At 41.0% G+C, this 13,919-nt stretch carries 12 protein-coding genes and 1 pseudogene; 11 read left to right on the forward strand and 2 right to left on the reverse strand.

Annotated elements, in window-relative coordinates; genetic code table 11:
- The first annotated feature begins 1,389 nt into the window (after positions 1 to 1,389).
- Complete coding sequence (gene corA, locus M2444_RS33250) at positions 1,390 to 2,349, forward strand: magnesium/cobalt transporter CorA (RefSeq protein ID WP_094876653.1); 960 nt, start codon at positions 1,390 to 1,392, stop codon at positions 2,347 to 2,349.
- A gap of 17 nt (positions 2,350 to 2,366) precedes the next feature.
- Here corA and M2444_RS33255 read toward each other — a convergent pair whose 3' ends face one another.
- On the reverse strand, positions 2,367 to 2,936 hold the full coding sequence (locus M2444_RS33255; protein WP_094876652.1) for a hypothetical protein: 570 nt from the start codon (positions 2,934 to 2,936) through the stop codon (positions 2,367 to 2,369).
- Between the two features lie 430 nt (positions 2,937 to 3,366).
- Between M2444_RS33255 and M2444_RS33260 the strand changes: the two genes are divergently transcribed.
- From M2444_RS33260 to rlmD, 4 genes are all read left to right on the forward strand, one after another.
- Positions 3,367 to 3,657, forward strand: coding sequence for a YerC/YecD family TrpR-related protein (locus M2444_RS33260; RefSeq protein WP_019913624.1), 291 nt, complete (start codon positions 3,367 to 3,369; stop codon positions 3,655 to 3,657).
- 3 nt (positions 3,658 to 3,660) lie between these two features.
- Positions 3,661 to 4,431 carry a sirohydrochlorin chelatase gene (locus tag M2444_RS33265; RefSeq protein ID WP_280789117.1) on the forward strand — a complete coding sequence of 257 codons (771 nt, stop codon included), beginning with the start codon at positions 3,661 to 3,663 and terminating at the stop codon, positions 4,429 to 4,431.
- 227 nt (positions 4,432 to 4,658) lie between these two features.
- Positions 4,659 to 5,549, forward strand: a complete 891-nt coding sequence (locus M2444_RS33270; RefSeq protein ID WP_094874080.1) for a diacylglycerol kinase — start codon at positions 4,659 to 4,661, stop codon at positions 5,547 to 5,549.
- A gap of 142 nt (positions 5,550 to 5,691) precedes the next feature.
- On the forward strand, positions 5,692 to 7,242 hold the full coding sequence (rlmD, locus tag M2444_RS33275) for a 23S rRNA (uracil(1939)-C(5))-methyltransferase RlmD (RefSeq protein ID WP_280789118.1): 1,551 nt from the start codon (positions 5,692 to 5,694) through the stop codon (positions 7,240 to 7,242).
- A 170-nt stretch (positions 7,243 to 7,412) separates the two neighbouring features.
- On the opposite strand, the pseudogene M2444_RS33280 reads toward rlmD, so the two are convergent.
- Positions 7,413 to 7,592: pseudogene (locus tag M2444_RS33280) on the reverse strand (tyrosine-type recombinase/integrase); the annotation flags it as partial.
- Positions 7,593 to 8,070: 478 nt separating this feature from the next.
- Here M2444_RS33280 and M2444_RS33285 point away from each other — a divergent pair.
- The 6 genes from M2444_RS33285 to M2444_RS33310 all read left to right on the forward strand — a co-directional run bounded on the left by M2444_RS33285 (position 8,071) and on the right by M2444_RS33310 (position 13,409).
- Positions 8,071 to 8,214, forward strand: a complete 144-nt coding sequence (locus M2444_RS33285; protein ID WP_280789119.1) for a hypothetical protein — start codon at positions 8,071 to 8,073, stop codon at positions 8,212 to 8,214.
- Between the two features lie 148 nt (positions 8,215 to 8,362).
- Positions 8,363 to 9,703 (forward strand): AAA family ATPase, encoded by a 1,341-nt coding sequence (locus M2444_RS33290; RefSeq protein WP_280789120.1) that lies wholly within the window; start codon positions 8,363 to 8,365, stop codon positions 9,701 to 9,703.
- A complete protein-coding gene (locus M2444_RS33295) occupies positions 9,704 to 10,375 on the forward strand; it encodes an HNH endonuclease (RefSeq protein ID WP_280789121.1) in 672 nt (223 codons plus the stop codon).
- A gap of 48 nt (positions 10,376 to 10,423) precedes the next feature.
- Complete coding sequence (locus M2444_RS33300) at positions 10,424 to 11,233, forward strand: AAA family ATPase (protein ID WP_280789125.1); 810 nt, start codon at positions 10,424 to 10,426, stop codon at positions 11,231 to 11,233.
- Positions 11,234 to 11,319: 86 nt separating this feature from the next.
- Positions 11,320 to 11,709, forward strand: a complete 390-nt coding sequence (locus M2444_RS33305; protein ID WP_280789122.1) for a hypothetical protein — start codon at positions 11,320 to 11,322, stop codon at positions 11,707 to 11,709.
- Positions 11,710 to 12,422: 713 nt separating this feature from the next.
- Complete coding sequence (locus M2444_RS33310) at positions 12,423 to 13,409, forward strand: hypothetical protein (RefSeq protein ID WP_280789123.1); 987 nt, start codon at positions 12,423 to 12,425, stop codon at positions 13,407 to 13,409.
- Positions 13,410 to 13,919 lie beyond the last annotated feature (510 nt).

Consider the following 13,919-nt stretch of genomic DNA (forward strand, 5'->3'; position numbering starts at 1 on the left):
CTTTCTTGGTGGACTTCGCAATCCCGAGAATACCCTACTTTTTTGTTGCCTGGCTAGGCTCCAAATCCTGGTACACAACTTATTTTACGCCATCCGAATGAGTAGAAAGCAGGGCATGAATGCTTCGGAATTCCTGAAATAGCGTCGAATGAGTAGAAAGCAGGGCATAAATGCTTCGGAATTAGCGAAATAGTGTCGAATGAGTAGAAAGCAGGGCATAAATGCCTCGGAATTCGTGAAATAGTGTCAATTGAGTAGAAAACAGGGCATAAATGCCTCAGAATTCGTGAAATAGCGTCGAATGAGTAGAAAGCAGGGCATAAATGCTTCGGAATTCCTGAAATAGCGTCGAATGAGTAGAAAGCAGGGCATAAATGCCTCGGAATTCGTGAAATAGCGTCGAATGAGTAGAAAGCAGGGCATAAATGCCTCGGAATTCGTGAAATAGTGTCAATTGAGTATAAAGCAGGGCATAAATGCCTCGGAATTAGCGAAATAGCGTCGAATGAGTAGAAAGCAGGGCATAAATGCTTCGGAATTCCTGAAATAGCATCGAATGAGTAGAAAGCAGGGCATAAATGCCTCGGAATTCGTGAAATAGTGTCAATTGAGTAGAAAGCAGGGCATAAATGCTTTGGATTAGCAGAGTCTAGCTTATACAGATGAGAGTGTTTAAAGATAGGGTAAGGTGTATTTGAGCGGATGTCTGACGTAGCTTTTTGTGCATCTGTCGAATTTAAGCGGCGGGTTAGAATTTAAACTAACTAATCATTAAACAATCACTCGATACGATTTGATTAAGTTCGGTGACAACCCAACCCTATTTTCTTTATCCATCCTTTCCTCACCATCTGAGAAGCATCGTTATATACACTATGAGCCGACTGATCAAAGGCGAGAAGAAGAAGATGAACGACACTTACTAATAAGTGATTAGATCTTTTACCTATAAGCCATAAATAGGATCAAAGTGGAAACTGAGATACAAAAATAAGTGTGCGCGAGGCGATAGTCAGATATTCCGACAAAGTTAAGCCGGTGTAGTTAAGCCCGAATAATTAGTGTTAAACCTCAGTACTCCTTACAACCAAACGTTTCGTCAAATGGCGGTAATTCACGATAGCTTAGCTATTGTTGCGATTATGGCACTGGCATTGGTAGTTGGTAGAGGAGAGAAATGAGATCGCAGGAACAATTGGGAGGGTATTAGAAAAAAATGAACCTAGGAACAAAAGGAAGGAATGGGACACTAAAGAGTAATGGGACACTAAAGAGTAATGGGACCTCAGAGCTACGATTCTCCGGCTGAGATTTTTTTGTTATTTTTGGAAGACTCCTCTTCTTGCAGTACAATAGATGTATGGAAGAAGATGAAGCGGAGGAACATTTATGATACGTACACTTGCGGTGACGCATACTGGTGAGGTGCTGACCGACATACCCTTGCAGGATATCCGGCGGGAGGATTATGCATGGATATGGGCAGACTTTGCTACACCTACGGCAGAGGAGACGCTGCTGTTGGATCACTACTTTCATTTTCACCCTTTGGCGATTGAGGACTGTATGCATGTACTACAGCGGCCGAAGCTGGATCATTATGAGGAAGTACAGTTTTTTGTGCTGCATGCGCTGAATGAAGAGACGCTGGATGCTGAAGAAATTGACCTTTTTTTGAGCGCAAATTACCTCGTGTCCTATCATCATCAGGAAAAAACAGAGATGAATGAAGCTTGGGAACAAGTGAAGCGTGAAATACATAGTCGTAAAGGCTGGTCAGGTGGTCCGATGGCGGCTGCATATACAGTAATGGATAAGCTGGTAGATAAGTATTTTCCGTGCCTATACAGTTTAGAAGACGAGCTTGCGGATCTGGAGAGCAATGGCAGCAGTGAGTCGGTGGAGGATTTGATGAGCCAAGTGTTTGGTTTGCGCGGAAGGCTGCTCAAGATGCGGCGGACGATTGTGCCAATGCGCGATTTGATGTACCGGATTTTGAATTCGCAGCATGTCCAGAGCAACGGCGAGGAACGGATTTATTTTGGCGATATCTATGACCATTTGTTAAAACTGTCCGATATGATTGAGGCGGATCGAGAAATGACTGCGGACCTACGTGATAGCTACATATCTCTTAACTCTAACCGGATGAATTCGATCATGAAAACACTAACAGTAATCACTACCGTATTCATGCCGCTGACGCTGATTGCCGGAATTTATGGGATGAATTTCGTGGTGATGCCTGAGCTCGAATGGAAGTATGGATATTTTGGCGTTCTGCTATTTATGCTGGTGGTGGGTGTTAGTATGTTCAGATGGTTCCGGCGTAGTGGATGGTTTAAGTGAAAAATAAAACGTCACCGCTATTTGCGGCGACGTTTTCCTGTAGAGGGAGTAGAGCGCCGGCGTGTGGTTGTAGTAGATTTGCGGCGGGTCGAGGTGGAACGTCTTTTTTTGCGTCGGTTAGGGCTGTACAGCGCTGCATCCTCTTCGGCAGCTAGTGCACCTGAGGAGCCTTTGTTTTTGCCGAAGTTACCCATAAAAAGCTTAACCATCGGAGCCATCTGCTGGAAGCCGGACATCACCTTCTGCACCTTACCCATGGAGTTTACGATCCCGTCAATACCGCCCATTCGGTCGATGATACCTTTGATTTGCTCCATATTCCCACCGATTCCGCCACCGCCGCCTAAACCGCCCAAGCCGCTAAGCAATCCGGCAAGCCCGCCGCTTGCCTTAGTCGTAGCTTCAGCAGCAGGAAGCGCTAGCGCAGTTTCGGTGGCTGCTTCTGCTCCTAAAGCGGGAAGGATTCCGCTCTCTCCTGGGGGGGATGAAGGCGCATATGGACTGAGCCCGGGGTAAGCAGATGCATTATAAGTATCGGTCAATGAACGCTGGTTGCGGCGGGAATGATTATAGTAATGATCAGGCATAATATCACATTCCTTTGTTAGTGGTCTGCTATACTGTATGTCATGGGCGAACATACGGTATAGACGAATGCCCGGGTTACCCGTGATAGGAGCGGAAAAGGGCGAATGCCTATAATCGTCCTTAAGAAGTGAAAAAAGCGTGTACAAGCTTGATTTTCGGCGCTTATGTAGTACTATAGTGTAGGTGCTATTTCTTATGCAGGAAGAAATAAACGCGGTTGGGTACATATTGAGTGTGCGCCATGGGTGGACGTTTGTCCATCGATTTCACTCTTTACAGCGTGAAATCGTTAATGCTTGAAAAATGCGCTCCAGTGCAATATAGTAAAGGCAGGATAGTCGCATGAGGTTTATGTTTCCGGAGCTAGTTTTGTACGGAGCTTAATTAGAGAAACTAATGCTGATAGAACTTTTAGGGGATGAAAAGCTGATGCAACTTAAGAAGTTGAATGATAAAAGTATCGACCAATTATTTGAAGCTATTTTAACGTTAAAAAATATGGAAGAATGTTACGTTTTCTTTGATGATCTGTGCACTGTGAACGAGATTCAATCGTTGTCGCAGCGACTGGAAGTAGCGCGTATGCTTGGCAAAGGCTCCACCTACAACCAGATCGAAGCAGAGACGGGTGCAAGCACAGCTACGATTTCCCGTGTAAAACGTTGCCTGAACTACGGTAATGACGGTTATAAATTAACGCTGGAACGTTTGGGACGTTAATGTATGGTACCGGGCGTACTTATTATCAGTCACGGCTCTCGCGACGAGGCTTGGGTATCGATTGTAGAGGAAGCCGTAAGCGGATTGTCGCTAGGTGAAAAGATTCCTGTTGTGGTCTCTTTTTTAGAGCTGGTAGAGGGCCGTCTGATTCAAGATGGAATAAATGAGCTGGAACACGCAGGGGTCACAGATATTATTGTGATCCCATTGTTCGTTTCCTCAGGAAGTACACATGTCGATGAGATAGAATATGCACTAGGCGCCAAACCTGAGCCTGAACGTGAGACGGATTTAGCGCTGTTCTCAGTGAAGGCTAAAGTTCATTATGGTTATCCTATCGACGATGATCCGGACATCGCTGTAATGATTTGGGACAAGCTACGTGAGCTGTCTACGGAACCGAAGCGAGAGACGATTTTGCTTGTGGGGCATGGCAGTGTATATGATGGTTTCCGGCAGCGCTGGGAGCAGGGCATATCTTCGCTGGCGGGACGTGTCCGTGAGGTGAGTGGCGTAGCGGCGGCCGACTATGCTCTGCTGAGTCCGGATAGTGTAAGAAGCAAGGTAGAGTATTGGCAGGAGCAGGGTCACGAGGTACTGGTGGCGCCGCTTTTTTTGAGTGAAGGCTATTTTACTAAGCATGTGGTTCCGAACAGACTAAAAGGGTTAACCTATAAGTATTCTGGTCAAACACTTCTGCCGCACCCCCTTCTTCCGCATTGGATGGAGAGACAGGTAGAGACACTCCTCGAACAGATTCGAATGAAACGATAAAGCACCTACCCCTGAGCACATTTAATCATAAAAAAGGGCCCAGATCCGTGGATAATACGGGATTTGCTGCATATACATATAAATATATTTTTTTGTTAAATAAAGTGTCATGAATTGCTGTATAATGGAATATTTGCATGAAAGGGCCTTTAACATTGATTGTAGTGGTCCGAATTAGGTATAATCAATTAGGTTATTCTATTATAAAAACAGGTGGCGTTCCGGTAATGAAAACTGCGAGATTGATTTATAATCCCACTTCTGGACGGGAAGAAATGAAGAAGCGGCTCGCCGATATTTTGGACCGGCTGGATATTGGTGGCATTGAAGCCACCTGCCATGCAACAACCGGAGAAGGCGATGCTATGATAGCTGCTGCAGATGCAGTAGAACGCGGTTATGACTTGATCATAGCAGCCGGTGGCGACGGCACTTTAAATGAAGTTATTAATGGTATGGCGGAGAAGCCTAATCTTCCCCCGCTCGGCGTCTTGCCGCTTGGTACTACTAATGATTTCGCACGTGCAATGGGGATCCCGAAGAACTGGGAAGATTCCTGTGATCTGATCATTCGCCAAGAGACACGTCCGATTGATATCGGCAAGGCAAATGACCGTTATTTTATTAATATAGCAGGCGGCGGTAGTCTAACCGAACTGACATATGAAGTTCCTAGTAAGCTGAAGACCATGATAGGGCAGCTTGCGTACTATTTAAAAGGTATTGAAAAAATGGTCAGCCTGTCACCTCAGGAATTAATCATTCGTGCCAATGGCCAAGAAGTTATTCATGATGAGTTCATGCTGTTCCTGATTGCAAACACGAATTCTGTTGGCGGCTTTGAAAAGCTCGCTCCCGGCGCTCGTATCGATGACGGTCTGTTAGATGTTATAGCGGTTAAAAAATGCAATCTGGCAGAGTTTGTCCGTTTGGTCAGATTGGCTCTTCGCGGTGAGCATTTGAATGATAAGAAGGTTGTTTATTTCCGCACGGATGCGATGGATGTAATCTCACCAGGGCATGTTCAATTGAACTTGGACGGTGAACTGGGTGGAGAGCTGCCAGGACGGTTCCGGATTTTGCCGCAGCATTTGCGGATTTTTGCTGAGAATAACTGAGATTGATTGAAAGTAAGAGTGTGGGATTATACAGCGATGATCTTTGATCGAAGAGACTGTAAGATTTACAGTGATGGAAATGATTGAAGACATTTAATTGGGTTTATACAGCGATGATAATGAAAGAAGTGAACTATAAATAATGAGTAAACACCGCAGTGGACGCAGCACCAGCCGCCCAGTCGGCAAGGCGCCTGTCGCCGAACTGCCTGTGAATAAAAATGATGAGGTTATGCTCGATATTATCGGCATGACCCATGAAGGTGAAGGGGTAGGCCGCGTTGAAGGCTTTACCCTTTTTGTGCAGGGAGCTCTTCCCGGAGAGAAGGTCCGGGCAAAGGTGCTCAAGACCAAGAAACAGTATGGCTACGCCAAGCTGCTGAATTTAGTAGAGGCGAGCAGCGCCCGTATCGCGGCGCCTTGTGAGATCTATGATAAGTGTGGCGGCTGTCAGCTGCAGCATATGGACTATGCCGCTCAGCTGACGTGGAAACGGCAGCTGGTGGTGGACAACCTGGAGCGGATTGGGAAGCTCCGGGTGAGTGGTGGTGGCGGAGACAGCGGAAAGAGCAAAGCGAATGAAGCTGTTGAGAGTCAGATGGACCGTGCTAACGATGGTGACATCGCGGATGGCGCTGGAGTGGCTAAGACAGAGGGCATTCTCGTCCGCCCTACACTAGGCATGGACGAGCCTTGGCGTTATCGCAACAAGGCTCAGGTGCCGATCGGCGTAACCGAAGGCGGCCTTGTGGGCGGCTTTTACGCGCGGGGAAGCCACCGGATCATCGATATGGAAACATGCTTAATTCAGCATGAAGATAACGATGACGTTGTGCGCAAGGTGAAAGGCATCGGCAGAGAACTCGGCATCTCTGCTTATAATGAAGAAACCAGCCGCGGCCTGCTGCGCCATGTCGTCGTGAAAAAAGCCTTCCGCACCGGTGAAATGATGCTCGTCCTCGTAACCAACGGTCGCGACATCCCGCACCTGGACGCCTGGCTCGGGAGCATCCGCGAACAGCTGCCAGACGTAGTCAGCATCTGCCAGAACGTCAACACTCAGCGCACGAATGTCATCTTCGGGGACGAAACCCGCGTCCTGTGGGGCAGAGACGTCATCTATGACTACATCGGAGATGTACAGTTCGCAATCTCAGCGCGTTCGTTCTATCAAGTGAACCCGGCACAGACTGAGGTGCTGTACGGAAAAACCGTAGAATATGCCGGACTGACTGGCAATGAAACGGTTATCGATGCCTATTGCGGCATCGGTACGATCTCTCTCTTTTTGGCGCAGCATGCGGCTAAGGTATACGGTGTGGAGATTGTACCAGAAGCGATTGAGGATGCCCGGGCGAATGCGAAGTTGAACGAGATGAAGAATGTAGTGTTTGAGGTAGGCGCATCTGAAGATGTCATTCCTAACTGGAAAGAGCAGGGGATTACGGCAGATGTTATCGTGGTCGATCCACCACGTAAGGGCTGCGATCCGCGACTTTTGGAGACGATTCTGGCGATGAAGCCGGAGCGTGTGGTGTATGTGTCGTGTAATCCATCGACATTGGCAAGGGACTTGCGGGTGCTCGAAGATGGCGGGTACAGAACAGTGGAGGTAACTCCGGTGGATATGTTCCCGCATACGGTGCATGTGGAGTCGGTTGCGTTGTTGGCAAAGAATAATACAGAATGTTGAGACCCTTATAAATACAGGGTATTAGCCTGTAATAGTATCAATAATATCGGTAGAAAAGAGTACTAAAAAGTGCGTTGATGTAAAATTGATGTAAAAATTGATCGGAGAACAACGAAAAAGAACATAAAGATGACGCCAGGAATTGTTGATCCTGTGCGTCATCTTTGTTGTCAGGCAGTTTTATTTTTTAATGACGATTCAAACTTATCCGCAGCTGTTTGATCAGCTGATCGAAGAGCGTGACCATAGATATTCATTGTTGTGGTAATGCTTTCATGACCAAGTCGCTCCGATATTATTCTGGCGTGTACGCCCTGGTTAATCAGAATTGTCGCAGATGTATGCCTCAGTTTTTCGGTATCCTGCTCTATTTATTAAGCTCCCATGAAAATTAAATTAGCTCAAAACCTGAAAAAGAGCATAATAAAATAGACCCCAGAATAACACTTTAAAAAAAAGGCTGAGCCCTTTGACCTTCTTCGCCAGCCGTACAAACAGTATAGACGACTAGGCTACCTTAATCCTCTATGCAAATGAAAAAAAGGATCAACCAGAAAGAACTGGTTGATCTCATAATACGAACGGGCAGGATAGTTGAATGAGAACTCAGAATAATATTTGTTATAAAGTAAACTTTTTGACACTTGGCAGTCAAACAGAAGAGGCACTGTGTTTAGTGCTTGGCACTTTCAGAAAAGGAGTAAGCACTTCTATCGATCGACTATAGTTTGATTATTAACGACATGATAACATAACAATAACAGTATATGGTACAGTGTTGTTGAGTTTAAAAGGCATTATCTAGCAATAAAAGGAGGATGATGAGAGTTGAGAAATGATGAAAGACTATTTGAATTTCAAATCCTAGCTTATAATACATTAGAAGAATTAGTTAAAGCGTTTAATCAAAAAGCAATCATTAAAATCATTGCTCCGCTAACTGAAGGTGTGAGTACAAGACGTCTGAGATAAAAATGCTAGTTTCAGCCTGCTTTTAAACATATAAAACAAAGATGAGGATAGAGGAAACGCTGACCTATTTTGTCGTGTTAATAGGCTATAGTATAAAAGAACTATGGTAGAACTTGCTAATTAACTTTAAGGAATTCTGGAGGTAAAGATGAGGTTAGATAAGTTGTGGCTAAAAAACTTTAGGAACTTTAGTAATACGGAACTAAAATTTATGAATAACTTTACCGTAATTGTAGGGGAAAATGGTACTGGAAAAACCGCAATAATGGATGGTATATCAATTGTTATATCAGAATTAATCGCTATTTTCGCTAAAGAAGAGTCTAGGAAAATCGACCATGCAGATATATTTTTAAAACGAAATATACACCAACTGACAATTGAACCTAGACCAATGGCTGTGATTGAATGTTTAGTAAAATTCGAAAATGAATGGTCAATTTATTTAGATGATGATATAGATAAGTTTTGGGCGAGCGAACTTGTCGATAGAATATCGAGTGTTTATGGGTATAGTAGTGTATATAAACTTGCTGATGAAGTGGAATTTTATATTGATTTGGATATTGAATTCCCTTTGCCTATTTTTGTTTATTATCATACTAACAGACTTTGGACCACGAGCGATTCTGAATATACAGAAAAGCTTAATTTAGATTCTCGTTATGCGGGATATAGTAATTTTCTAAAGCCTACAACCAATGAGTCTGAATTTAAAAAATGGTTTATTAAAATGAGTATGATAAACCTAAACGAAAAGCCATCTAATGCTTTAACTTCTGTTAAAACTGCTATTAAAAAATGTCTTGAAAGAGCCGGTATCATAGATATTTACTACGAACATTTAACTAATGAAATAATATTGATTTTTGGAGAAGAAGTTATCCCTTTTTACTTATTAAGTGATGGATACAGAAGTATGATTAGTATGGTAGCTGACATTGCGTATAGAATGACGATATTAAATCCCTTTTTAGACGATCATCTTAAAACACATGGAATTGTATTAATAGATGAGCTTGACTTACATTTACACCCGAAGTGGCAACGAAACATTGTAGAAGATTTAAAATCTACTTTCCCTAATGTTCAATTCATTACAACAACTCATTCTCCATTTATTGTACAGTCACTTCAACCTGGTGAGTTGTTACTTTTAGGTGAGCACACAGATGAAAGTCTAGGCTTAGCATCTCCTCAATTATTTGTAAATAAAAGTCTAGAAGATGTTTCAACAAACATTATGGGGATTAAACACCCTCAAAGAAATCAAAAGTTACAGGATTTGTTTAATCTAACTAAAGAGTATTATTCAATGATAAAAGAGAAAATTGAAAATCCCGAACAAACTCCCATTTTAGATCCAAGTATTAATGAACTTAAGAGCAGAATAGACGAGTTAACTGTAATATTTAGTGACAATATTGCCTTTCACGCGATACTTGAACTTGAGAAGGAAGAATTAGAGCGAAAGGGAAAGAATAAGTAAATGCGACCAATTATAAGAGGAGCAGCACCTACGGATGCAAAAGGTGCGAAGATAATATTTAATCATTATTCTGAAGCGCGAGGTCATTTGAAATTAAGTATTGGACCTTACTGTTCTTACTGTGAGCGCAGGCTTGAATATGGAGTACAAATAGAGCACATACATCCAAAATCCCGTAGACCCGATTTAGAACTAGAGTGGACTAATTTTCTTATAGCTTGTCCTAATTGTAATCCCATTAAAAACGACAAGCCTATAATTATTGAGGACTATGTATGGCCAGACCTTCACAATACATATCTCTTCTTTACTTATTTTGAGGGGTTTGTTTTCGCTTCGAAAACTAGTGATATAAAAAAAGCCCAGGCAATGATTGATTTAATAGGATTAGATAGAATAACAATTAATGATCCTCTGATAGACGGGACTCAAACAGATGAAAGGCAACTTTATCGTTTTGAGACCTGGGAACTTGCAAAAAGATATTACAATCAATTGTTGGAAAACGATACAGAAGAAAAAAGAGGCAATATAATAGATTTAGCAATTGCAAGAGGATACTGGTCAGTCTGGATGACTATATTTAAAGATGATGATGACATGCTTGATAGATTAATTAATGCTTTCTCTGGTACAAACTATCATTACTTCAATAAACACCAAAATGTCTAAAATGAGATCTATTGCCTGGAGGGTTACTGTGTCCATAATGAAACTAAGATAGTTAGAATCGGATGTGAATTTACAGACGTTCCAGAAAGTATTGTTATCGACTCATCCTCTACAACAAATTTAGATGAGGGATTCTTATTAAACTATGAAGGTAACCTTGAGATACATAAGTTATTTGATTGTTCCAACAAATCTCCAAAGGAAATTGTCCTTATAAAATGTATTCATCCTAATAAACCGCAATTGAACGATTTACTACAGTTAAAAATTTCGGACCTTAAAGGCCGATTAAAAGAATTGGATGTGGAAGAAAGCGGTGTTGGTCTCCGGATTAGCTCATCCATTCGAAGAGCAATATACCAACATTATGATGGCCAATTACAGTTTTCTGAACGATATATACAACTAAACAAAGAAGATGGAAAAAGTATCTGGGAGAGTCTTAAACAGAAACTGCCAATATACGCATTATTTCAAGCAGATCGTCTAAGTAAAGAAGACGACTCTGAAGTTCAAGATCCAATGAAATTAGATATTATTGAAGCAATTAGACAAGTAGAAACTGAAATCACTCAAATAGTTGGAGAGATCAAAAGTAATGTCGAAGAGGTTGCCAATCGAACTCTGCAGCATCTCAAAGGATTTGATCCTACATTAGCAAACGAATTATTGCCGCAGTTTAAAAATGATCCAAAATGGGATAGTTTATTTAAGCTTACCCTTAGCGGAGATAGTTCAATTCCAATAAATAAAAGAGGCAGTGGTGTTAGAAGGTTAATATTACTTAGCTTTTTTAAAGCAAAAGTAGAGAGAAAACGAGGCTTAAACTCTCGACTGAAGATAACTTTCAGGTGTTAATTACTACTCATGTACCAGCACTAGCTGGTCAAATTCCGACCGATTCACTTAGATATATCACAGTTAACTCAGAGGGTCAAAAAGTTGTGCTTGAGAAGACTGATTTTGTATTTGAACAGGTTGCATCGGCTTTAGGTATCATGCCAAATTTCTCCATAGTAATAACACCTGTAATTATATGTGTTGAGGGATCTAACGATGTACACTTCCTAATACACATTAGCAAAGTATTACATAAGAAAGAGCAGTCTTTCCCGGACATAAATAGTGATCCTAGAATAACTGTCTTACCGTTAGGTGGAAGTTCATTAGCAGAGTGGGTTAAGCACCGTTATTTAAAGAACCTAGGAGCCATTGAAATTCATATTTACGATAGGGATTATGAACCTCCAGCAGAGCCTGAATATCTGTTCTCTGCAAATAGTGTTAACCAGAAACAGGATGGCTCAGTTGCTTTTATAACTTCAAAAATGTAATGAACCTGGATGTAACTTTTGGTGATTTTGATGATGTTCCAAAGTTGCTTTGTGGAATCTCAGAAATCGGAGAGTCAAAAATAAAGAAATGGCTAAATGATAAGGTAGCTGTAACAATGAGATATGAGCATCTATGTGCAATTGACAAAGAGAAAGAAATTGAAGGTTGTTTATAGAAATCCATAAGAGATTAAGTAGAGGAATGCTATTTTAGCGAAGTTGCAGCTGGTACTGAAACGAATTAGTAAGATAAAAGAGGCAAGAAGTTCACAAACTAGTGACTACTTGCCGCTTTTAATTATGTTATAAATATCGAATATCTTTAACATTAGATATGTCTCTCGTCAGTAATTCTCCACTAAATACTTCAATTAATTCTTCTTTAGAAAGCTTGGAAGATGTCCCGATCTCATCATTTCTTTAATATGTCAAGAATATGTTCCGTTTGCCAATCTGATGTAGGTCAACTGAAATAGTGGGACATTGATAAAAAAACAAAGATGGAAGCAAGTGATAGATTGTGACACAATTGTCCAATGATACATAACTATCTACATAGCAGGATTTAGGATTTTGAAAAGATCCACGTATAGTGTAGCGATTAAGCTAACTAGCAATATGTTTACAATGGGAGGGGTTCGATACCAAAAAAGGTTTTTGTAGAAGAGTGTTGAATTATGTGGGATAAAATAAATCTATGGTGAGGTTACAACATGAGTGGGAATCGTTTTTGGGAGTTTTATCTGGTTCGTTACTTGCTTGGCACTATTTTTGGAGTCTTAATTCTGATTTTTTTGGTAGTCAATTATAGTACTCAGATTACTGAATCATTTTATATTAAGGGGGGAGCAGAGAAGGATATTAAAACTGATATTAAAAGCTTGTTGTTTGAAACAACTTTCGGTATGAAAAAGAGCGATGCGAGTATTGTTGCCAAGTTGTTTAATAATGACAGTAATAATTTTGAGAGAGATAACACAAAAGAAGAGCACTTGGACTTTGTCGAAGTGAGACAGGTCGGACTGTCCATATTGGCAACGATAATTTTAGTAATTGCCGGATTTCTATATATGTATTTTTCAAGTATGATCATACTATTATTACACAGTTTAAGGGTGGTCTTTTTCAATTCGGGTAATTCCTCACAACAGCAGGGAGAAAAAGATAGAAATAAAGTAATGGTACATATCGGGAAATATTTAAATTATTATTTGCTTTTTTTCACAGTTTTTAGTTTCCTAGCTCCCTACCTTTTTGGAGTACGCTCAGAAGCATGTAATCATATCTTCAGTATACTAATTGTTATTTCTGTAACAGGTGTTTTTCTAAAGGAAGCAAATAATATAAGGGATTTCTATGTCAATCTAAGCCAATATAGAGCTATAAGTAAAGGAACCCACGCCACCAAAATAGGAAAAATAGAAACTTCATCTGAAATTGAATTTCATATTAGATCAGTAACGAAACAAGACGATAAAGAAAGCGAAACTAAAGAATTGTTGGGTGTCAACGAATATGTCGAATCATATAGACATTTGCGTGAACACGGAAATGCTTTCGGTATAATTGTGTGTGAACTTCTCTTTGCATTTTGGCTGATAGAATGGTCTTTTTCACCGTGGGCAATTTTTTATTGGTGTTTAATCGGTTTTATAGCTTGGATAATTGGAACTTATCTGGAGGTAAATAGAAGTTCTTAGATGATAACTTTACACTATAAATCTGATTAAACCATATTAGTCCTATAGAAAAATTTAACTATTGAGCAGCATATATCATAAGAAAGTTCAGCTACATAAGAGGAATCAGTCAAGTGGAATGAGGATTTTGAAAAAACAACGGCTAGTTCCAAATGAAGGGCTTTTTTAATAGGGAGTCTGCTGCTTGCGAATTATAAGTGAATACCAAGTTAATTATTCATTATATACTAAGTTTGTTGAAGCTGCTTCCTGTGAATTCAAAGGGAGGGTATTTTGTATTGGTAGATCCAAAAGCAGCTGATATCTATATGTGGATTAAGGAACCGGCTAACACGGACTACATAAGCCAAAACCGGAGGTATTCAGAAAATAAGTATTACTTTCAAAAAACAAAGAGAAAAGAAGACGCCAGCAAATGAAGTGCTCCCTGTCAAGTGTACAGTGTAAAAAACAAAAACTAGTTAGTTTAGATACCTCAGCTCGCATCATCAGAGCTGAGGTATCTTCGTT

Origin of the sequence: Paenibacillus sp. PastF-3 (genome assembly GCF_029893135.1) — a bacterium.
GTDB lineage: Bacteria > Bacillota > Bacilli > Paenibacillales > Paenibacillaceae > Paenibacillus_AQ > Paenibacillus_AQ nitricinens.

What these genes read in the sequence shown, in the direction of transcription:
- corA (WP_094876653.1), top strand. Translation starts at nt 1,390, where the DNA reads ATGATACGTACACTTGCGGTGACGCATACTGGTGAGGTGCTGACCGAC.
- M2444_RS33255 (WP_094876652.1), bottom strand. Translation starts at nt 2,936, where the DNA reads ATGCCTGATCATTACTATAATCATTCCCGCCGCAACCAGCGTTCATTG.
- M2444_RS33260 (WP_019913624.1), top strand. Translation starts at nt 3,367, where the DNA reads ATGCAACTTAAGAAGTTGAATGATAAAAGTATCGACCAATTATTTGAA.
- M2444_RS33265 (WP_280789117.1), top strand. Translation starts at nt 3,661, where the DNA reads ATGGTACCGGGCGTACTTATTATCAGTCACGGCTCTCGCGACGAGGCT.
- M2444_RS33270 (WP_094874080.1), top strand. Translation starts at nt 4,659, where the DNA reads ATGAAAACTGCGAGATTGATTTATAATCCCACTTCTGGACGGGAAGAA.
- rlmD (WP_280789118.1), top strand. Translation starts at nt 5,692, where the DNA reads ATGAGTAAACACCGCAGTGGACGCAGCACCAGCCGCCCAGTCGGCAAG.
- M2444_RS33290 (WP_280789120.1), top strand. Translation starts at nt 8,363, where the DNA reads ATGAGGTTAGATAAGTTGTGGCTAAAAAACTTTAGGAACTTTAGTAAT.
- M2444_RS33295 (WP_280789121.1), top strand. Translation starts at nt 9,704, where the DNA reads ATGCGACCAATTATAAGAGGAGCAGCACCTACGGATGCAAAAGGTGCG.
- M2444_RS33310 (WP_280789123.1), top strand. Translation starts at nt 12,423, where the DNA reads ATGAGTGGGAATCGTTTTTGGGAGTTTTATCTGGTTCGTTACTTGCTT.